Consider the following 20,056-nt stretch of genomic DNA (forward strand, 5'->3'; position numbering starts at 1 on the left):
GTTCAGATTCCCACGCCTTGCATGTGGCACGCCAGGTCCACCATGCGGCAGGCATAGCCCATCTCGTTGTCGTACCAGGCATAGACCTTGAGCAGCGTCCCGTCCGTCACCATGCTCGACAAGGCGTCGACGATCGAGCTGCGGGTGTCGTGCGCATAGTCGGCGCTGACCAGCGGGCGCTCTTCGTAGCCGAGGATGCCGGCCAGCGGGCCTTTGGCGGCAGCAGCAAACAGGGCGTTGACTTCCTCGGCACTGGTGGTTCGCTGCAGCTCGAACACGCAATCGGTCAGGGAAGCGTTCAGCACGGGGGCGCGCACGGCGTGGCCGTTGAGCTTGCCCTTGAGATCGGGATAAATCAGTGCGATCGCCGTGGCGCTGCCAGTAGTGGTGGGGGCCAGGCTCAGCATCGCGCTGCGGGCGCGGCGCAGGTCCTTGTGCGGTGCATCCACCACCAGGTTGGTGTTGGTGGGATTGTGAATGGTGGTGATCTGCCCGTGCCGGATACCCAGGTTCTCATGCACTACCTTGACCACCGGGGCCAGGCAATTGGTGGTGCAGGAGGCGGCGGTCACGATGCGATCATTGGCCGGGTTGTACAACTCGTGGTTGACGCCGACCACGATGTTGAGCACGTTCCCGACCTTGACCGGGGCTGCGACGATGACCCGCTTGGCGCCACGATCCAGATGGCCTTGCAGGGTCTCGGGCGTGAGGAACTTGCCGGTGCATTCCAGTACCAGGTCTACACCCAGCTCACCCCACGGGATTTCCGCAGCTGTCGGATGCGCGCTGAACGACAATTTGCTGCGGTCGATGCGAATGCTGTCATCGCCTTCAGCAGCAATATCGGCGCGCCATTTTCCCTGTACGCTGTCAAATGCCAGCAGGTGAGCCGTAGCCGCTGCGCCCCCCTTGATTTCATTGAGGTGTACCACCTCCAGCCGATTGCCTGCTCGCGGGTCTTCAGATTGGCGCTCGGCCGCGCCCATGGCGGCGCGCAATGCCAGGCGGCCTATGCGGCCCATGCCGTTGATGCCTACTTTCATCCGATTCCCCTTCGATAATTAAAGAATTATTGAATTATAGGGCGTTTGAATGAGGATTTGATGACGATTTGATGACAGCGGAATCACTCCGATCTGGCGCGAGGCGCCAAAGCGCTGTCGCGCAATGCGCCGGCGCGCCCGATTGGCCATGCTGTTTTACTTCGCGCTGTGCCGTGATCGGTCCCGAATTGCGGAGGCCAGCCGCGCCACCCATTTCAGGATGAGGTTGGCCTTCATTGCCGGAACGGAGGTCGCTGCGTCAGGAGTGGGTCGCGTCGCGCTGGTCGCGAGATTGCATCCGGCGGGTCTCGTCGCGCAAGATCCAGGCGTAACCGTGCAAGGCGTCCGCGCCATGGTCAATGTTGTCGTCTGCATCGACCGACAGCAGCGGGGTGAGCACGCCGCTGCAATACAGGCGGTTGCCGTCCTTGTGCAAATGCCAGCGCTCGTCCTCGGCCCGGCCTTCCTCGCGGGCACGCCGCATGTCTTCCTGGGGAATGCCTTTTTGCCTGTCTTCCGGCAGGAACAGGATGTCGGCGCTTTGTCCCAGCATTTCTGCTTCGGTGTAGCCAAAAATGAGCTGCGCCCCTCTGTTCCAGGTCCTCACCATGCCTTGCAGGTCGGACGTGATGATGGCGTAATCCCTGGTGCTCTCTGCCATCATCCGCATGCTCTCTTCGCCGAAGCGCAGGTTCTCCTCTGCCTTGCGGCGGCGGGTGATGTCGAAAAAGGTCATCACTGCGCCGTCGATCTTGTCTTCAATCGTGCGATAAGGAAGCAAGCGGACGATATAGAAGCGGCCGTCGTTGCTGGGCAATTCTCTTTCAACCGGCTGCAAGGTCTCAAGCGTGGACGCTATGTCGTCGGCGAGTTGCGGGTACTCCAGACGATGCGTGATGTCGAGCAGGGAGCGGCCGATATCGCTGGGAATGATGCTGAAAATATCGTTGGCGCGCGGCGTGAAGCGCTTGATGCGCATGCCGCGGTCGACGAACAGGGTGGCGATGTCGGTCGAGGTAATCAGATTGCGCAGATCGTCATTGACCTTGCTGGTTTCCTCGACCTTTTTCCTGAGCTCGTAATTGACCGTGATCAGCTCTTCATTCACCGATTGCAATTCTTCCTTGCCAGTCTCCAGCTCTTCGGTCGCAGAGCGCAACTCCTCATTGATCGCCTGCAGTTCTTCGTTGGAGGCGCGCAGTTCTTCGGTCCCCACTTCGGATTGCTCGATCGTGTCCTGCAATTGCTCTTTGGTGCGCTGGAGTTCTTCTTCCAGTTGATGCAACAGCGGATCCTTGCCATCCGCGGTCTTCGGCATGGCCGGTTGCGCGCTCTGTTCGACCTCATCGAAGGTGATCAGCACCAGGTCGGCTTCGGCGTCATTGTCGTGAAAGGGACGAACGATCATGTTGACGCAATAGCGGTGGCCGCCGCGCTCCAGTTCTACCCGTCGCGCTTCCATGCCCTTGCTGATGTTCTGTGCCTGGAACAATGCGGTGCGCAGTTCCAGCCGCAATTCCGGCAGCACCAGTGAAACGATATTGCGCGATGGCTCGCCGCCGACATGCCGCAGAAAACGGCCGACCTGATCCGACATGAATACGATGTTGGCGTCGCTGTCGACGATCACGCTGGGCGGCGCAAACTGCGCCAGCACGCGCTGGTGAATTTCGGCAATGGAAAAATCGTGCTTGCGGGCTCTTGGCTGGCCGATGACTTTTGGCGGGACGATATCGCGCCAGATCGGAAAAGTCGGCACCGTGCGGCTCTGGCGCGACACTGACTTGGCGCGATACAGATGGTTCTTCTTGTCGACCGGGGTGAACAGGTTGCTGACTACATCTGCCGATTCCGAGCTGCCCAGGAACAGGTAGCCGCCGGGATTCAGCGCGAAGTGAAACATCTCCAGGACCTGGGTCTGGACGTCGCGGTTCAGGTAGATCAGCAGATTGCGGCAGGAGATCAGATCGAGCCGTGAGAACGGCGGATCGCGCAGGATGTTGTGGGCCGCGAACAGTATCCTGTCGCGCACCAGCTTGCGGATCCGGTACCGTTCTTCCTCGCGGCTGAAAAATTGCCGCAGCCTGCCGGGCGACACCTCGGTCACGATGGCGCCTGCGTAGATGCCGGCACGAGCGATGGCGATAGCGCGTTCGTCAATGTCGGAGGCAATTACCAGGATTTCCGGTGGCTTGGGAAGCAGCGTTGCGTGCTCGATCAGCAGCATCCCGATCGAATAGGGTTCCTCGCCGGTGGAACAGGCGGGCACCCAGACCCGCACCTGGTCGGTGCCTTCCTTGCCGCGGAAAATTTCGGGAATTACGTCGCGTTGCAGTGCTTCGAAGGCCTCGTGGTCGCGAAAAAAGTTTGTGACCCCGATCAGCATGTCTTTCAACAATGCGGCCGGCTCGTTGCTGTCTTTTTTCAGCAGTTGGCAATATTCGGCAAGCGTCACCGTTCCGCGCACTTGCATGCGGCGTTCGATGCGCCTGAGTACAGTGGCGCGCTTGTAGTGGCGGAAATCATGCCCGGTGCTGGACCGCAGCAGGGCAATGACCGTACCCAGATTGACCTCGACCTTTTCGAGCGATGCAGGGGCTGCTGAAACACGGACATCGAGATTGTCGGTGCTACCAGTTGTCGGGTGCGCCAGGTTTATCTTTTGCGCATTGCGCCAGATTTCAAGCAGCTTGTCCGGGATCTCGTTGACGGGCAGCACGAAGTCGGCGCTATTGAGGGCGGCTTCGGGCATGCCGCTGTGCTCGGCATCTTCTGGCGACTGGGCAATCACGATGCCACCCTGGTCCTTGATCCGCGCTGCGCCCATTGCGCCGTCGGCGCCGGTGCCTGACAACACGACGGCGATAGCGCGATCGAGGTGAGTATCGGCCAGTGTCCGGAAAAAAATATCGACGGCAATATTCTGGCCACGCGGCCGTTCCTGCGGCTCGACCCGCAGCATGCCATCGCTCATGACAAGGTAGCGGTTGGGCGGAATGACATAAACGTGGTTCGCCTCGATGGCAACTGGCTGCATGACCTGCAACACCGGCATGCGCGTCGCGCGCTGCAGAACCTCATTGGCAATGCTTTCATGCTTGGGGGACAGATGCAGCACCACGACGAACGCCATGCCGGAATCGGCCGGGAGGCGCTCCAGCAAGCGGATGATCGCCTGTAGTCCACCTGCGGAAGCGCCGATCCCGACGATGGGGAAGGGGCGACGAACGGAATTTTCGTTGTACGGCGTGTCGGAATTCGGTTCGTCCATGGCAAAGCTTCAGATGGTCAAGCTTGCAAGTGTAGTGCATAAATTATGGTATCGGTCGCTTGCGTCCGCAAGTGCCCGTTTGCAACCTTGAATTTTCTGCTTGCTGTGGGCTACCGTTCAAAAATGCTTCGGCGTAGACTTGATTCAGATCTGGGAATCGATTCCTTAGCCGGGAGGACAATTGCTAATGGGCGTAATGCATGGGGGCAGCAATGTTTCTTCTTAGAGAGTTGATGTCGGAAGTGTCTGACCTTGAGGCCATCGAGGCCACGCGCATCAAGATAATTGGATTGATCTCACGCGAACTCGCTCGACTGAACACGTCCATGAGCGATTGGCAGAAAATTCAATTCTCCAATGCGATCGGGGCATTGTTGATGAACGTAATGTCGTTCGAGCAGCCGACAGTGGCGTGGTTACGGCTTTGCCTGGTCGATGTCGAAAAGGCGCTTTTTGTAGTCGATGGAATCGAGGTCAAGAAAATCGAATACGCTCAAGCACCGGATTATGATGAGCTTGTCCTGGCGCTGCAGTCGGTGGTGGAGCATCTGAACTTGCTGCGCACGACTGGCAAGCCCATTGAAATCATGGCGGAAGTCGTCAATTTGAAGAGTCGCCGGGTCAAGTAGCAAGGGATCCCCTGAATGCAGGCAATGCTTGGCCACGCTGCCGCCGCGAGCGGAATCAGCGCCGGCGATGCTTCTTGTTCTCGTACATGAACTTGTCCGCTTGTTTCATCCTGGCTCAGGCGTCCAGCGCCAGCGGCGCGACATGCTGGTAGCCCAGATCCTTCGCCACCGCTTCGCAGGTCACATGGCCCATGGCGATGTTCAGCCCATTGCGCAAGTGAACGTCCTGCTCGACGGCCGCGCGCCATCCCTTGTCGGCCAGCGCCAGTCCATGCGCGAGGGTTGCATTGTTCAGTGCCAGGGTCGAGGTCCTGGCGACCGCACTGGGCATGTTGGCGACACAGTAATGGACCACACCCTCCAGCACGTAGGTGGGTTGTGCGTGGGTCGTCGGATGCGAGGTTTCGAAGCAGCCTCCCTGGTCGATGGCGACATCGACGATCACGCTTCCTGGCTTCATCGAGGCAAGCATCTGGCGAGAAACCAGCTTGGGCGTGGCGGCGCCGGGCAACAGCACGCCGCCGATCACCACGTCCGCAGCCCGAATCGCCTCTTCGATGGCGGTCGAGGTCGAATAGCTGGTGGAGATCCGGTTGCCGAAGGCCAGGTCGAGCTGGCGCAGCCGGTCAAGGTTCCTGTCAATGACGGTCACGCGCGCACCCAGGCCAACTGCCATTTGCATGGCGTGGGTGCCGACCACCCCCGCGCCTAGCACGACCACGTGTGCCGCCGGCACGCCGGCGACGCCGCCGATCAGCACGCCCATGCCGCCGCTGGGTCTCTCCAGGCAAGCCGCCGCCGCCTGGATCGACAGGCGACCCGCGACCTCGCTCATCGGCGCCAGCAAGGGCAGGCCGCCGCCGGGACCGGTAATGGTCTCGTAGGCAAAGCAGATGGCGCCCGACTTCAACAAATCAGCGGCTTGTGCCGGGTCTGCTGCCAGGTGCAGGTAGGCGTAAAGAATCTGGCCCTGCTGCAGCATGGCGCGCTCCGAAGGCTGCGGTTCCTTTACCTTCACGATCATCTGTGCCTGGGCAAAGACGGACGCCGCATCGGGCAGGATGCGCGCGCCTGCAGCCTCGTACTGTGCGTCGGTCAGGCCGATCGGAGTGCCGGCGCCGGTCTGAACCAGTACCTGGTGACCGTGCGCGACGAACTCCCGTGCGCTTGCGGGCGTCAGGCCGACCCGGTACTCGTGGGCCTTGATCTCTGTGGGGACTCCGATCCGCATGGATTGCTCCGTATGGTTCATCTGGCCGTGCTATCGGCGGGCATGCTGGCATCGTCATTGTGCGTCATTCGAGCGTACACGGATTGGAGCCATATCACTGCCTGTCGCCGCCCGTTCCAGGTTCTGCATCGCGCAGCTTGGACTGATGCGCCTGTTGCTGGTGGCTGTCGAAGAGCAGGAGTCCTGCAACAAATTTGCAGGTCGAGACAGAGGGGCGAGGGCGTGAATTCCTGTCGTCAATGGGCATCCTTGACACCCAAAAACTGGTCAACTAATATCTAGTCGTCCAGTTTGCGTGCGCTTGCCAATTCATTGGATCGCATGGGGCAAGGCGAACCGTACTGGTGTTTGCGCAGTGTCCTGTCACTGCCACCAACGGTGGCCAAAGACCAGGAGACAAGAAAAAAATGACAAGGACGCGCAGACAGTTTCTCGCAGCAGCCGCCGGAATTGCGGCCAGCACGGTATTGCCAGGTGCCCATGCCGCCGCGTACCCGGAAAAGCCCGTCACAATCGTCGTGGCTTATCCGCCCGGTGGGCAAAATGATGTGGCGGCGCGCATCGCCGGCCAAGGCTTGTCGAGCCACTTCAATCAATCCGTCATCGTGGAGAACCGCGCGGGCGCGGGCGGCATTATCGGTGCGCAGGCGGTAGCCAAGGCTGCGCCGGACGGCTATACCTTCCTGCTGGTCGCCATCAATCATTCGATCCTGACGGCGCTCAAACCCAACATGCCCTACAACCTGGAAAAGGATTTCGCGCCGGTCGGCATGGTGGCCGCATTTCCGATCATCCTTGTCACCAATCCCTCGCTCCCCTTTACTTCGGTAACCGACCTCATTGCCTACGCCAAAGCCAATCCGAACAAGCTGACCTACGGGTCTTCCGGCGCGGGAGGGGGAACCCATATGGCGGCAGAACTGTTCTGCAATTTGACCGGTGTGAAAATGCTGCATGTGCCGTACAAAGGCAGCGCGCCGGCGATCGCCGATTTGCTGGGCGGCCATGTTCAGGTGATGTTTGCCGACTCGCCGTCGGCGCTGCCTCACGTCAAGAGTGGCAAGCTGCGGGCATTGGGGATTTCTTCCCGCACCCGATCCGCGCTGGTGCCAGACCTGCCCACCATTGCCGAAGCGGGAGTGCGCGGGTATGAAGCGAATTCATGGGTAGGCCTGGCAGCCCCGGCTGGCACCCCGGCCGCGATCATCAACAAGGTCAGCGCAGACCTGGCGCTGTCGCTGAACGACCCGGCGCTCAAGGCGCGCTTGCTGGCGATCGGCGGCGAGCCGATGCCCGGCAGTGCGCAACAATTTGGCGCATTCATTCAGTCAGAGAATGCCAAATGGGCGAAGATCGTGAAGGAAGGGAATATACGGCAGCTGGAGTAAAAATCGGGGCTGAAGTTCGGGGCTCAGATGCGGGACTGGCCATCACCTGCTTTGTGGGTAAGAGGGCATGGATTTGAATGTCTCGGCGATTTTCCCGATATGCCGTGCCATTGCGGCTGCGGCAGAATCCTCATCCCGCCGCTCCATCGCGCTCAAGATGTCGTCCATTTCACGCAGCGACTCGGTGACCCGGCCGGGGAGCGTGGCGGTGACTGCCCGCACCCAGCTGATCTGATCCTTCAGGTTCAAAAGAATCGCTTGAATGCGGCGATTACCCGCTGCCTCGTAGATGGTGGAATGAAAGCGGGTATCGAGCGCGGTAAATTCGGGAATATGGTTTTCGAGGGGCTTGCGCTTGAGCTTGTCGAACATCTTGCGCAGTTCCTGAAGCTGGGCGGCAGTCAGCCTGGTGGTTGCCGTACGCGTCGCATGTACCTCCAGCACACCTCGCAACTCGGAAAGTTCTTCAAGTTCGGCTGCTTCCAGCATACGGACAAACGTGCCGCTCTGCGGCATGACCCGTACCCAGTTCTCGCTTTCCAGGCGGGCCAGGGCGGTTCGGATCGGTGACCTGCCGACATTCAGATCGCTTGCCAGGCGGACTTCGGATAGCTTTTCTCCCGGCCGATAGGTCAAATCCAGAATGGCTTGCTTGATCCTGATATAGGCCATGTCGGCAGGGGATTGGATGGGCAGCATAAGTCGCTTGTCAGAGAAAAAAATCGCATTGCATTGAGTGCTAAATGCTAGTTGACTAGTTGTGCGGGGTCAACCAGTGCTTCAACATCAGCTGCCATACGACATGCGGTTTTCTGGCCGCCCATCCTCCTTTGCCAGCCCCGAATGGTAGATATACGGGGTGCATCAAGCCGGCGCCGCTGAAATGGTATTCTTTCCGCATGGAAAGAGAGACGCACAATTTGTTGAACAATTACGTCGACCTCCTGCTCGATGCCGTGCTTCTGGTCGATGTCCAGGGGCGGGTTGTTCACGTCAATGCGGCCTGCGAGCGAATATTCGGCTATACGCCTGACGAGTTGATCGGCCAGCCCATGATCGAGTTCGTCATGCCGGAAGACCGGGCGAGGACCCTGGAAGAGGCCAAGCATGTCATGGCCGGGCATCCGAGGATCGGTTTCGAAAACCGCTACATCCGGAAAGACGGTAAGCCGGTGCATATCATGTGGTCTGTGCAGTGGTCCGAAGCCGACCAGATGCGGATAGGCGTGGCGCGGGATGTCACTGAACTGAAGCGCACAGAAGCGAGGCAATCCGCGATTTATGCCATTTCGGAAGCCGCGCAGAACGCGACCGATCTCCAGGCTCTGTTCAAGGAAATCTACAAAATAGCGGCAGAACTCATGCCGGTCGCCGGGTTTGCGGTGGCGATCCTTGATCGGCGATCCGGGCGGCTTGCCTTCCCGTGCCAGTTGGACAGGAATGGCAGCTCGCGCGTTCTTGACGAGGAGGCGGCGAGCACCTATTGCGCCGAGGTATTCCGTAGTGGCAATCCGATGCTGCTGCCCGGTGAGGTCTTGGCCGGCAGCGAAGAGTATTGCCTGGCGATGCCGCTGATCACACCGAACGAGACGATTGGGGTTCTGATCTTGAGCAGCTGCACGCCCTACGGCGAAAAAGATACCGAATTACTGAATTTCGTCTCCTCGCAGATAGCCAGGGCGATCGAACGCAAGCAATTGCATGCCGAACTCCTGCAGGCGGCTCGATATGACGAGCTGACAGGCCTGCCGAACAGGCGCCTTTTCCACGAGCGGATGAGCCTGGCCTTGGCACGATCCCGCCGCAAGAAGAGCCAACTCGCCTTGCTTTACCTCGACGTCGACGATTTCAAGGAGGTCAATGACTCGCTGGGGCACGGGGTGGGTGATCTGGTGCTTCGCGAGGTTGCTACGCGATTACAGAATTGTGTGCGTGAATCGGACCTGGTTTCCAGGATCGGTGGCGACGAGTTTGTGGTTCTGCTGGAGGAGATCTCCTGCATGGATAACGCGCAGCTCGTAGCAGGCAAGATCAGGACCGCGCTGAGTCATCCGATCGTTGTCGATGATTCGATCCTGGTGATCGTGGCGAGCATCGGAATCGCCCTGTGTCCGCCGGACGGCATTGAAACCGAGCAGCTGCTGGATCAAGCCGACAGGGCGATGTACATGGACAAAAGGGCCCGGCTCCAGGGCTGAGCATTACCCGGGGATTCGGGTAATGCTCATGGCTACGGGCGGGGGAGATCGCTCCTTAGCCGGCAGCGAAGTCTTCAATCATGGTCGCGTACCAACGCAGGTCTTCTTCCCAGAGTTGCTTGCGCCGCTCGTGGTCATCGACCTGGGTCTGGATCAGATGACCTTCGGGCCCCATTTTGTAGTCGAACTGGACGCTGATGGCCTCCAGCGGCTCGGTATTGACCAGCATGTAGCAGAGGTTGTCGATGATGACCGGTTTCATGGCTTGCTCTTTGGCCTGCTGAGCGATGTATTGCGCCACACTGCGCCCCATCCGGTTGGCCACATGGCCGCTCTTCGGATAATGCCCGAACTGTGGAGAAACCGCGCCCACGCTATCGCCAATCACGAAAACGTTCGGATCATCTTTCAGGTTGTAATACTCCGGATGAACGGCTGCCCAAGTGCTGGGTTTGCCGTCAGGCGTCTTGCCGATCGCTCCCATCTTCCACACCAGGTCTGCAGCCTGATGGTGGCCCATGAAGATCGCGTCATCAAACTTGAAATCGCCCGCGGTGGTCTTTACCACGCGATTGAACGGGTCCAGTTCCTTGACGCGCGCATTTGGCACATGCGTGATGATGTCATCGTACAAGTCTTCAAAGGCCAGTTTGTATCCGGCGCCGATCGGAGCAATCCTCGGCTTCGGATCCAGGATCAGGATTTTTGCCGGGATCTTGTTCCGCTGAAAATACGCGGCGATCAGGCAAGCCCTTTCGTACGGAGAGGGCGGGCAGCGATGCGGCGGGGGCGGCAAGGTCATGACAAAAGTGCCGCCCTTGAATGACTTGATCTTCTGCTTCAGTGCCAGGTGCTCGGCGCTCGGGACATAGGCACTTGAATAATGGGTCAGCGTGTGCGAAATGGCCTTCCGGTCATTGCCAAACCAGGGCTCATAGCTCACGCGGATGCCCGCAGATACGACCAGCCAGTCATAGTCCAGATGACCTTGGGCCGTATGCACGCGTTTTTTATCACGGTCAATGTCCGTGATCTCTGTCTGGATGTAGGTATAGCCCCATCGGCGGGCCGGGCCAGTGTAGGAGTGAACCAGGAACTGCGTGTCCACCACATCGATCAGCCATTTGTTGCTGAGCGGGCAGGACCAGAAGATCGGATTTTTCTCGACCAGGACGACTTCCAGGTCTGGAGCGGTCTGGCGCAGATGTTTGGCGGTAGAGAGTCCACCCCATCCGCCGCCCAGCACGACAACCCGGCGCTTTTTGCCCTTGGGCATCAATTCGGATGTGGGGGAAAACAGGAAGGGCTGGGCCAGGGCAGGGAGGGGGACGGCGGAAAGCGCAGCCAGGGCTGCGGCTCCCTTGAGCAGGGAACGGCGTGCGGTTGTCATTTAAAAGGAGACTCCGATATGTTGTGAAAGACCTGTCGGCGCATACGAGGAGCAAAGCTCCAATGCCTCGAAAGCAGGCTGCTCCTGTTCTTGTCGAATGGAGCGGGCGAATCTTAACGCGAGAATGCACGAGCGGGGGCGATCCGGGGTCAGACTCGATATGAAACCGATTTATCCGCCCGTTCAGTCCTGATGCAGGCGCCGCTGCCGCTCTTCCTCTTCCTGCCGTGCGATCTCAATTTCGTGCAGCACCGCACCCACATCGGCCGACCGGGTTTCCGGCGCAACATGGCCGGTCAGCACCGTATCGGGCCGCAATAATCCGGCGCTGTACAGCGCCCAGATTTCCTTGCCGTACTGGTTGTTCGCAAGCTCGGGAGCAAAACGGCCCAGGCAGGCGTTCAGGTTGGCGACATCGCGCTCCAGCATTGCGCCGGCTTCAGTATTGCTGGCCGCGTAAATGGCCTGGGGCAGGTCGATGATGACCGGGCCGTTCGCATCGACAAGAATGTTGAATTCCGAAAGGTCGCCGTGGATGATGCCGGCGCACAGCATCAGCACGACCTGGTGCAGCAGTTGTGCGTGGAATGCCCGTGCCTGTTCGGGACTGAGCTCGACGTCATTCAGGCGTGGCGCGGCATGGCCTTCGCCATCTGTGACGAGTTCCATCAGCAGCACGCCCTCGAAGCAGATATACGGCACAGGCACGCGTACGCCTGCGGCGGCCAGCCGGTAGAGCGCATCGACTTCGGCGTTCTGCCAGGCTTCCTCCTGCGTCTTGCGGCCGTACCGGGTCCCTTTTTCGATCGCCCGCGCCTGCCGGCTGTTCTTTACCTTGCGACCTTCCTGGTAGGACGCAGCCTGCCGAAAGCTGCGCTGGCTGGATTCCTTGTAGACCTTGGCGCAGCGGATGTCGTCGCCGCAGCGCACGACATAGACAGTGGCTTCCTTGCCGCTCATTAGCTGGCGCAGGACTGTGTCCACCAGACCCTCTTCGATCAGGGGCTGGAGACGTTTCGGGACTTTCATCTGGTGGGGGCTGCGGCGGCAAGGTGGCGGAGGGCGGATAGTACCATCCAGCGGTATTCGGCTTGCGCACGGCCCAAGTCTCGTTGGAACAAATGGGGTCAGACTCGATATAAACGCGTTCATATCGAGTCTGACCCCATTTGTTCCCATTCTTCCGGAAAGTCGACGCGGGCTGACTTTTGTCACCGGCTCGATAGAACCCTTGCGTACCATGGTAGCGCGACCCGGTGCAAGAGATCCTGCCTATCCCGGCGGCCCCACAAGGTGCAGGGCTGCATCCACTTACAGGAGCAGTAGCCATGGGATTTTTCAGCAAGATTCTGGAAAAGCTGGGTTTCGATGCCGGTAGCAACAAGGTCGAGGAAACGATGAACACGCCGGCTACGCCCGCGAGTCCGGCTGCACCAGAGGCCGTGCCTGTGACGCCGATGCGCGAGATCGACGTGGTGGCGCAGCTTGAGCAAAAGGCGGCCGCCAACCCTAAAATAAATGGGGTCAGACTCGATATAAACGCGTTTATATCGAGTCTGACCCCATTTATTGTTACCCGGGCAGCAAGACTGGTGAGGATCCCAACGAATTTGCTACCCAAGCGTTGCCGGTTTGGGTTGAGAGGCTCCTCGGGATGATTTCCATCGGTACCCCTTTATTGTGGACACAGTTTCTGGTGTTTGTCTTGATCGCCCTTGCGATCGATTTTCTAGCTCTAAATCGTCAGGGTTCGCATACCGTCAGCATGCGAGAAGCGACCATCTGGACACTTGTCTGGGTGGCTGTGTCGTCTCTATTTGTCGGCTGGCTGTGGTGGTATCTTGGCGGTACTGGACCGGACCCCATTTCCCGAGAACTTGCGGACGCCAAGGCACTTGAGTTCATTACCGGCTATTTGGTAGAGAAGGCGCTAGCGGTCGACAATATCTTTGTCTTCCTGATGATATTCACCTACTTCGCTGTGCCGTCAGCTTTCCAAAAGCGGGTCTTGATGATCGGAATTCTGGGCGCTTTAGTCTTGCGCGCCATCATGATTTTTATCGGAGCTTGGCTGATTTCCCAGTTTCACTGGATCATGTATGTGTTCGGCGCATTCCTGTTGTTCACCGGAATAAAGATGTGGTGGGCGGCAGGTCAAGAGCCTGACCTTGGGAATAATCCGGCACTTCGCTGGATTCAGCGGCACATGAAGCTCTCGCCCAACTACGACGATGAAAAATTCTTCACGGTGACCGATGGCGTAAAAATGGCCACGCCGTTGTTCGTGGTAATTCTGCTCATTGGAATTGTGGACTTGGTGTTTGCGGTGGACTCAATCCCCGCCATTTTTGCCATTACGACGGATCCGTTCATTGTGCTCACATCCAATGTCTTTGCGATCCTTGGTCTGCGAGCGATGTATTTCCTGCTTGCAGGCATGCATGAGCGGTTTCATCTGCTCTCGTACGGACTGGCAATTGTGCTGGGCTTTATCGGCATCAAGATGCTGCTTATAGATATCTACAAAGTACCGATCGTCTGGTCTCTGGGCTTCACGATTACGACGCTTGCGGTCACCATGTTGTTATCGCTGCGGATACCAGCCAGAACCGGCAAGGCAGGAACAGCGTTTCCGTTCAGTCCCAAGCGAGACGACGGATCTACGGAAGAAAAGTGAGACAGGGGCTACAAGCCCTGGAGGTGCGGCATGCGGGGCCGCAAAGGCATCAGTAATCAAGCGTGGCCTGGCCATCGCCGCCATCCAAAGTTGGATAGACTGTTTTTGAATCGACTCCCCGACCTGGACTCGAACCAGGGACCTGCGGATTAACAGTTGTGCCAATGAACCGTGTCTATTCACTATTGGCACGCCCTCACTCGTCACGCTTCGCCAAGAACCGCCGAACCTGTCACACCCTCGGTTTGAGATGCCGCCAAATCGAGCGAGAAAGAAAACCCCCTTAGGTAGCCTTCCGCAAGCGCGACCATTGGCTGAATAAAGTCGTTCTGCTCGTCGAGGTACTTAATCACGGACCTACACTTTTCTTTCGAATCGAGCGCCGCGTCATGGCGGCACAAGAAGTGGTGGATCAGCTCGTTTCTGCGATCTAGTACGCCCTTCAAATACAACTCGAACGCAACTTTGTCCTCTGTCTTAGTTCCATCTTTTAGACGCTGTATCAGTATGCCGAGCACCTGCTTATCCGCGAGAAGTCGCTGTACGTCGAGCTCGGGAGGCGCAGTGCAATTGCCCGTGGTCGGTGTCAGGTAAGGCGTGACAATTTTTAGGCAGGCCTCGATACGCTGAAAGGCTAGCAGGTTTCGACCTATCTTAATTAGGGCTTGCTGGATGAGCCGATTAACGGTCACTGGCGGCGATGGATTCTGCATCGGGAGAGTGTCGCGTCCGTTTGTAAGGCTATGATTTTACTGTCTTTTTGTTGGATTAGCAGTTGAAATAGGGCATTGTTTTTTTTGACTATTGGCACGCCCTCACTCGTCACGTTTCGCCAGTAGCCGTTAGATCTGGCACCCCCATGGTGGAGCCTACTGTGCTGGTCGCCAAGCGGAGAAAAATTCGGCTATGCCTTCGGCCAGGTAGCATCCCTGATTGAGGCGAGCTGTTTCAAAAGATTCGGAAGATCTTTTTCAATGGTCGACCACAGTATTTTCAGGTCGACTTTGAAGTACCCATGTGCCAGCGCATTTCTCATTTCGTATGCGTCAATCAGCGGCAGCTCGGGAAATTTCGCCAGAAATTCAGGGAACCTGCGATCGATGTTGTTGCTGGCTTCGCCGATGATCTCAAAATTGCGGATCACGGCATCCTGAATCAACTCGCTTGATTTGAAACCGGATTCGTCCAGATCGAGGCAATAGCGCTCTATCCGTTGTATGGCAGTCAGAATGTGGTCAACGTAGTCCTCAAGCCGCTGCTCATTGCGGGTCATATCGGTTTCGCTTCAGCAACGACCTTGTCCCTGAATGAGTCAGGTAGCGCGTTTGGCGTGACTACATCCACCCTCACGCCCAGAAGCGCTTTGAGCTCACGCCTGATTGCGCCGATGTCAAACAATGAGGTCTCGGAAGTCGGGTCTATCAGGATGTCCAGGTCGCTGTCTTCGGTATCGATGCCTTGGGCGGCCGAGCCGAAAACGCGTGCGTTGGTCGCATTGTGACTCCGGACGATCTGTTGGATCGCCTGGCGGTGCTTGTGCAATGCGGTTGATGGTCTCATGGTCCGGAAATTATCTAGGTCTTCCCGGGTTGACGCAACTCCCGCATAACGGAAGAAATGGTGGCGGGCTTTATCCTGATGCGAATTTGAATCTGCCAAAAGAAAAAGCCCCCACGCTTTCACGTGAGGGCTTCAAATTCTGTGGCTCCCCGACCTGGACTCGAACCAGGGACCTGCGGATTAACAGTCCGTCGCTCTACCAACTGAGCTATCAGGGAACAGAGATGAGATTATAGGGGACAACAGCTTGGATTGTCAAAACCTTGCTGCGAAAAAACACAAATTCTTTGTTCGCAGCAGGGTCCCCGTACTCATCAACCTCTTACAGCACCTTCGCAATCGCGTCAGTGACGTAGTCGATGTTCTTTGTGTTCAGCGCGGCGATGCAGATGCGGCCCGTGTCGATCGCATAGATCGAGTATTCGGCCTGCAGACGTCCAACTTGTTCCTTCGTCAGCCCGGAGTACGAGAACATCCCGCGCTGCTTGATGACGAAATCGAAATTGTGGGCGGGCGCTTTCTGCTTCAGCTTTTCCACCAGCAGCTTGCGCATTTCCTTGATGCGAACGCGCATGCCGGCCAGTTCTTCTTCCCAGGTCTTGCGCAGTTCCGGATTGGTCAGGGTCATGGCCACCACCTGGCCCGAGTGCATCGGCGGGCTGGAGTAGTTGGTGCGCACCACGCGCTTCATTTGCGACAGCACGCGGGCTGCTTCGGCGGCGTCAGCGGCCACGATCGACAGGGCGCCGACGCGCTCGCCGTACAGCGAGATCGACTTGGAGAACGAGTTCGATACGAACAGCGGGCCGCCGGCTTCGGTGAAGCGGCGAACGACTGCGCCGTCTTCGGCGATGCCGTCGCCAAAGCCCTGGTAGGCCATGTCGAGGAAGGGCACCAGGCCTTTTTCCTTGACGACCTTGATCACTTCATCCCACTGCTCGGTGCTGAGGTCGGCGCCGGTCGGGTTGTGGCAGCAGGCGTGCAGCAGGGCGATGCCGCCTTGTGGCATGGCCTTCAGGTCGGCCAGCATGCCGGCGAAGTCGACGCCGCGGGTTGCCGCGTCGTAGTAACGGTAGCTGTTGACCACGAAGCCGGCCGATTCGAACAGCGCGCGGTGGTTTTCCCAGCTGGGGTTGCTGATCCAGACTTGCGATTGCGGCATCAGGCGCTTCAGGAAATCGGCGCCGAGCTTGAGCGCGCCGGTGCCGCCGATGGCTTGCACGGTGATCGCGCGCTTTTCTTGAATTACCGGGTTGTCGGCACCAAATACCAGCTCTTGCACAGCCTTGTCGTATGCGGCCAGGCCGTCGATGGGAATGTAGTTACGTGGCAGCGCTTGCTCGGTCATCAGCGCTTCTGCTTTTTGCACGCACTTGAGCAGCGGCACCTTGCCGTTTTCATCGTAGTAGACGCCGACGCCAAGGTTGACCTTGTTCGGGTTCTTGTCGGCCACATAGGCTTCGGTGATCCCGAGGATGGGGTCGCGGGGCGCCATCTCGACGGCGGAAAACAGGGCTGCGGGAGTGGGTGCGTTCATCGTGATAGTATGAAAAATTCGCTGCGTCCCGGGGAAAACCGGGGATGGCGAGCGGGTTGGGGACGGGGCAAATTCCTGCTCGATTCATCGAGCGGTTTGCACCGGACGCAACCCGGCATTTTACCAAAGGTCGCAAATCAATGGCTGAACTATCGGAAGTGCCGAGCGGCATCGACGAATCGAAAATCGTCACCTTCCCGAACTCCCCCTTCAAGCTCTATCAACCATTTCCCCCTGCCGGCGACCAGCCGGTGGCAATCGATCGCCTGGTCGAAGGGATAGAGGACGGCTTGTTTTTCCAGACGCTGCTGGGGGTAACGGGTTCGGGAAAAACTTACACCATGGCCAATACGATCGCGCGTCTCGGACGCCCGGCGATCGTGTTCGCCCCCAACAAGACGCTGGCGGCGCAGCTGTACAGCGAGTTCCGGGAGTTCTTTCCGCATAACGCGGTCGAGTATTTCGTCAGTTATTACGACTATTACCAGCCGGAAGCGTATGTGCCGCAGCGCGACTTGTTCATCGAGAAGGATTCCTCGATCAACGAGCACATCGAGCAGATGCGCCTGTCGTGCACCAAGTCGCTGATGGAGCGGCGCGATGTGGTGATCGTGGCAACAGTGTCGGCGATCTACGGTATCGGTAATCCGAACGAATACCACAAGATGATCCTGACGCTGCGCGCCAAGGACAAGGTCAGCCAGCGCGACCTGGTGGCCAAGCTGATCCAGATGCAGTACAGCCGCAACGAGGTGGATTTTTCTCGTGGCACTTTCCGCGTGCGCGGCGATACGGTCGATATCTTCCCGGCGGAGCATGCGGAACTGGCGTTGCGGGTGGAGACCTTCGATGACGAGATCGAGAACCTGCAGTTGTTCGATCCGCTGACCGGCAAGGTGCGGCAGAAGATCCCGCGCTTTACCGTGTATCCGGGTTCGCATTACGTGACCCCGCGGGCGACGGTGCTGAATGCGATCGATTCGATCAAGGAAGAGTTGCGCGAGCGGCTGGAATTTTTCCGGTCGCAGAACAAGCTGATCGAGGAGCAGCGCATCGAGCAGCGCACCCGATTCGACCTGGAGATGTTGCAGGAGATCGGCTTCACCAAGGGCATCGAGAACTATTCGCGGCACCTGACCGGTGCCAAGCCGGGCGATCCGCCGCCGACGCTGGTGGACTACCTGCCGCCGGACGCGCTGATGTTCATGGACGAGTCGCACGTACTGCTGGGGCAGTTGAACGGCATGTACAACGGCGACCGCGCGCGCAAGGTGAACCTGGTGGATTACGGTTTCCGCCTGCCTTCGGCGCTGGACAACCGGCCGCTGCGTTTCGATGAATTCGAAAAGAAGATGCGGCAGACGGTGTTCGTGTCGGCGACGCCGGCCGATTATGAAATGTCGCATGCCGACCAGGTGGTGGAGCAGGTGGTGCGTCCGACCGGACTGGTGGATCCGCTGGTGATCGTGCGGCCGGCCAGCACGCAGGTGGATGACCTGATGTCGGAAATCACGGTGCGGGTCAAGGCCGGCGACCGGGTGCTGGTGACCACGCTGACCAAGCGCATGTCCGAGCAGCTGACCGAATTCCTGAGCGACAACGGGGTCAAGGTGCGTTACCTGCACAGCGATATCGATACGGTGGAGCGGGTGGAGATCCTGCGCGACCTGCGGCTGGGTACCTTCGATGTGCTGGTGGGGATCAACCTGCTGCGCGAGGGGCTGGATCTGCCGGAGGTGTCGCTGGTGGCGATCCTGGATGCGGACAAGGAAGGTTTCCTGCGTTCCGAGCGCAGCCTGATCCAGACCATAGGGCGGGCGGCGCGCAACCTGAACGGCACTGCCATCCTGTATGGCGACAAGATCACCGATTCAATGCGGCGCGCGATCGACGAGACCGAGCGCCGGCGTGCCAAGCAGATTGCGTTCAATGCAGCCAACGGCATTACGCCGATGGGCATCAAGAAGGAAATCCGCGAGTTGATTGACGGCGTCTACAGTCCGCAAGAGGCGCGGCTGGAGCTGGCGGTTGCCGAGCACAAGGCGACCTATGTGTCGATGAGCCAGAAGCAGGCCAGCAAGGAAATCAAGCGGCTGGAGAAGCTGATGCTCGACCATGCGAAGAACCTGGAGTTCGAGAAGGCCGCCCAGGTGCGCGACCAACTGCATGTGCTGAAGGAGCAGTTGTTCGGCGCGCCGGGGTCGGACAATGTGAGTTCGATCACGGGGAGCTGAGCAGGGCGTATTGCTGCCTGGCACATGCGGGAAGGAATAAAATACGGGCCCATGATTCCTTCCTCGCTTGTTGACGCCCTCCGGCTCGCCCATCCTTCCTGGCATTCCATCCTGACCCGCGGGCTCGAAGCGGTGGACGCTGCGGACCCCTCCTATCTTCCTGGCCTTGAGGATAGCGACTACCTGCCCAACGGCGGGCGGCTGTTCGCCGCTTTCCGGCAGCCACTGGACCAGGTGCGGTATGTGCTGGTCGGAGAGGGGCCCTATCCGCGCCCGGAAAGCGCCACCGGCGTCTGCTTCATGGACGGCGCGGTCAAGGAGCTGTGGTCGGAGAAGGGCTTGTCCACCAGGGTCAACCGCGCCACCTCGCTACGCAATTTCATCAAGATGCTGCTGGTCTGCGACGGCACCCTGAGCCCCGACCAGTGCACCGGCGAGCCGCTGGCCGCCGCCTCGCAGAAGGCGCGGGCCGCCGGCAACAACTACATACAGTCGCTGACCGAACTGCAGGAATCGCTGCACGAGCACGGCTTCCTGCTGCTTAACGCCACGCTGGTCTACCGCCCCGAGGTCCCGCCAATGAAGGATGGCCGCGCCTGGCGTCCCTTTTTCCAGGCGGTCCTGACGGCGCTGGGGGAGAGGCAGGAGCAGTCGCCGCCGACACTGGTTCTCTGGGGCAAGGTGGCTGAACTGGTATCGGCGCTGGATGGCATCGGCAACTTCCCCCGCATCACCGCCGAACACCCGTACAACATCTCCTTCATCGCCAACCCGGCAATGCATGCCTTCTTCCGCCCCCTGCACCTGCTGCAGCGGCGTGCGGCAAGCGCCCCGCTGTGAAATAATGGCTAGTTGCAAGGCGCTGTCCTGACATTCGCGCTGCCCAATACCTGAC

The 20,056-nt window shown here is 59.0% G+C and carries 17 protein-coding genes and 1 tRNA gene; 7 read left to right on the forward strand and 11 right to left on the reverse strand.

Translation table 11 applies throughout. The features are described from left to right. Nucleotides 1–2 precede the first annotated feature (2 nt). Together FVE66_RS02930 and FVE66_RS02935 are read right to left on the reverse strand one after the other, a co-directional pair. On the reverse strand, nucleotides 3–1,046 hold the full coding sequence (locus FVE66_RS02930; protein WP_151445873.1) for an ArsJ-associated glyceraldehyde-3-phosphate dehydrogenase: 1,044 nt from the start codon (nucleotides 1,044–1,046) through the stop codon (nucleotides 3–5). A 259-nt stretch (nucleotides 1,047–1,305) separates the two neighbouring features. Continuing rightward, nucleotides 1,306–4,317, reverse strand: a complete 3,012-nt coding sequence (locus FVE66_RS02935) for a chemotaxis protein CheB (RefSeq protein ID WP_151445874.1) — start codon at nucleotides 4,315–4,317, stop codon at nucleotides 1,306–1,308. A 212-nt stretch (nucleotides 4,318–4,529) separates the two neighbouring features. On the opposite strand from FVE66_RS02935, the gene FVE66_RS02940 reads away from it, so the two are divergent. Then, on the forward strand, nucleotides 4,530–4,946 hold the full coding sequence (locus FVE66_RS02940; RefSeq protein ID WP_151445875.1) for a hypothetical protein: 417 nt from the start codon (nucleotides 4,530–4,532) through the stop codon (nucleotides 4,944–4,946). Nucleotides 4,947–5,061: 115 nt separating this feature from the next. On the opposite strand, the gene ald is transcribed toward FVE66_RS02940, so the two are convergent. Continuing rightward, nucleotides 5,062–6,177: an alanine dehydrogenase gene (gene ald / locus FVE66_RS02945; RefSeq protein WP_151445876.1), complete on the reverse strand. Its 1,116-nt coding sequence runs from the start codon at nucleotides 6,175–6,177 to the stop codon at nucleotides 5,062–5,064. A 407-nt stretch (nucleotides 6,178–6,584) separates the two neighbouring features. Between ald and FVE66_RS02950 the strand changes: the two genes are divergently transcribed. After that, nucleotides 6,585–7,565, forward strand: a complete 981-nt coding sequence (locus FVE66_RS02950) for a Bug family tripartite tricarboxylate transporter substrate binding protein (protein WP_151445877.1) — start codon at nucleotides 6,585–6,587, stop codon at nucleotides 7,563–7,565. 42 nt (nucleotides 7,566–7,607) lie between these two features. Here FVE66_RS02950 and FVE66_RS02955 read toward each other — a convergent pair whose 3' ends face one another. Then, nucleotides 7,608–8,264 (reverse strand): GntR family transcriptional regulator, encoded by a 657-nt coding sequence (locus tag FVE66_RS02955; RefSeq protein WP_151445878.1) that lies wholly within the window; start codon nucleotides 8,262–8,264, stop codon nucleotides 7,608–7,610. A 200-nt stretch (nucleotides 8,265–8,464) separates the two neighbouring features. Between FVE66_RS02955 and FVE66_RS02960 the strand changes: the two genes are divergently transcribed. Continuing rightward, a complete protein-coding gene (locus tag FVE66_RS02960; RefSeq protein ID WP_151445879.1) occupies nucleotides 8,465–9,763 on the forward strand; it encodes a diguanylate cyclase domain-containing protein in 1,299 nt (432 codons plus the stop codon). Nucleotides 9,764–9,818: 55 nt separating this feature from the next. Here the strand turns inward: FVE66_RS02960 and FVE66_RS02965 are convergent, their stop codons facing one another. Beyond that, nucleotides 9,819–11,153 (reverse strand): NAD(P)/FAD-dependent oxidoreductase, encoded by a 1,335-nt coding sequence (locus tag FVE66_RS02965; protein ID WP_151445880.1) that lies wholly within the window; start codon nucleotides 11,151–11,153, stop codon nucleotides 9,819–9,821. A 183-nt stretch (nucleotides 11,154–11,336) separates the two neighbouring features. Continuing rightward, nucleotides 11,337–12,182, reverse strand: coding sequence for a PA4780 family RIO1-like protein kinase (locus tag FVE66_RS02970; RefSeq protein ID WP_151445881.1), 846 nt, complete (start codon nucleotides 12,180–12,182; stop codon nucleotides 11,337–11,339). 299 nt (nucleotides 12,183–12,481) lie between these two features. On the opposite strand from FVE66_RS02970, the gene FVE66_RS02975 reads away from it, so the two are divergent. Then, nucleotides 12,482–12,811, forward strand: coding sequence for a hypothetical protein (locus FVE66_RS02975; protein ID WP_151445882.1), 330 nt, complete (start codon nucleotides 12,482–12,484; stop codon nucleotides 12,809–12,811). Beyond that, nucleotides 12,808–13,830 carry a TerC family protein gene (locus FVE66_RS02980; protein WP_151445883.1) on the forward strand — a complete coding sequence of 341 codons (1,023 nt, stop codon included), beginning with the start codon at nucleotides 12,808–12,810 and terminating at the stop codon, nucleotides 13,828–13,830. The genes FVE66_RS02975 and FVE66_RS02980 overlap by 4 nt, the downstream gene beginning before the upstream one ends. A 203-nt stretch (nucleotides 13,831–14,033) precedes the next feature. Here FVE66_RS02980 and FVE66_RS02985 read toward each other — a convergent pair whose 3' ends face one another. The 5 genes from FVE66_RS02985 to FVE66_RS03005 form a co-directional block, all read right to left on the reverse strand. Further along, nucleotides 14,034–14,543 (reverse strand): hypothetical protein, encoded by a 510-nt coding sequence (locus tag FVE66_RS02985; protein ID WP_151445884.1) that lies wholly within the window; start codon nucleotides 14,541–14,543, stop codon nucleotides 14,034–14,036. Nucleotides 14,544–14,734: 191 nt separating this feature from the next. Next, the gene (locus FVE66_RS02990) at nucleotides 14,735–15,103 is read right to left on the reverse strand and encodes a HepT-like ribonuclease domain-containing protein (protein WP_151445885.1); all 369 of its coding nucleotides are present in this window, start codon (nucleotides 15,101–15,103) and stop codon (nucleotides 14,735–14,737) included. Continuing rightward, nucleotides 15,100–15,390: a nucleotidyltransferase family protein gene (locus tag FVE66_RS02995; RefSeq protein WP_151445886.1), complete on the reverse strand. Its 291-nt coding sequence runs from the start codon at nucleotides 15,388–15,390 to the stop codon at nucleotides 15,100–15,102. The genes FVE66_RS02990 and FVE66_RS02995 overlap by 4 nt, the downstream gene beginning before the upstream one ends. A gap of 142 nt (nucleotides 15,391–15,532) precedes the next feature. After that, a tRNA-Asn gene (locus FVE66_RS03000) sits at nucleotides 15,533–15,608 on the reverse strand. Nucleotides 15,609–15,712: 104 nt separating this feature from the next. Beyond that, nucleotides 15,713–16,927: an amino acid aminotransferase gene (locus tag FVE66_RS03005; protein WP_151445887.1), complete on the reverse strand. Its 1,215-nt coding sequence runs from the start codon at nucleotides 16,925–16,927 to the stop codon at nucleotides 15,713–15,715. Nucleotides 16,928–17,067: 140 nt separating this feature from the next. Between FVE66_RS03005 and uvrB the strand changes: the two genes are divergently transcribed. Together uvrB and FVE66_RS03015 are read left to right on the forward strand one after the other, a co-directional pair. After that, nucleotides 17,068–19,161, forward strand: coding sequence for an excinuclease ABC subunit UvrB (gene uvrB / locus FVE66_RS03010; protein ID WP_151445888.1), 2,094 nt, complete (start codon nucleotides 17,068–17,070; stop codon nucleotides 19,159–19,161). Between the two features lie 51 nt (nucleotides 19,162–19,212). Then, nucleotides 19,213–20,001: a uracil-DNA glycosylase family protein gene (locus tag FVE66_RS03015; protein WP_151445889.1), complete on the forward strand. Its 789-nt coding sequence runs from the start codon at nucleotides 19,213–19,215 to the stop codon at nucleotides 19,999–20,001. Nucleotides 20,002–20,056: the final 55 nt, after the last annotated feature.

Source organism: Lacisediminimonas profundi, from assembly GCF_008831265.1.
In the GTDB taxonomy this organism is placed as follows: domain Bacteria; phylum Pseudomonadota; class Gammaproteobacteria; order Burkholderiales; family Burkholderiaceae_D; genus Lacisediminimonas; species Lacisediminimonas profundi.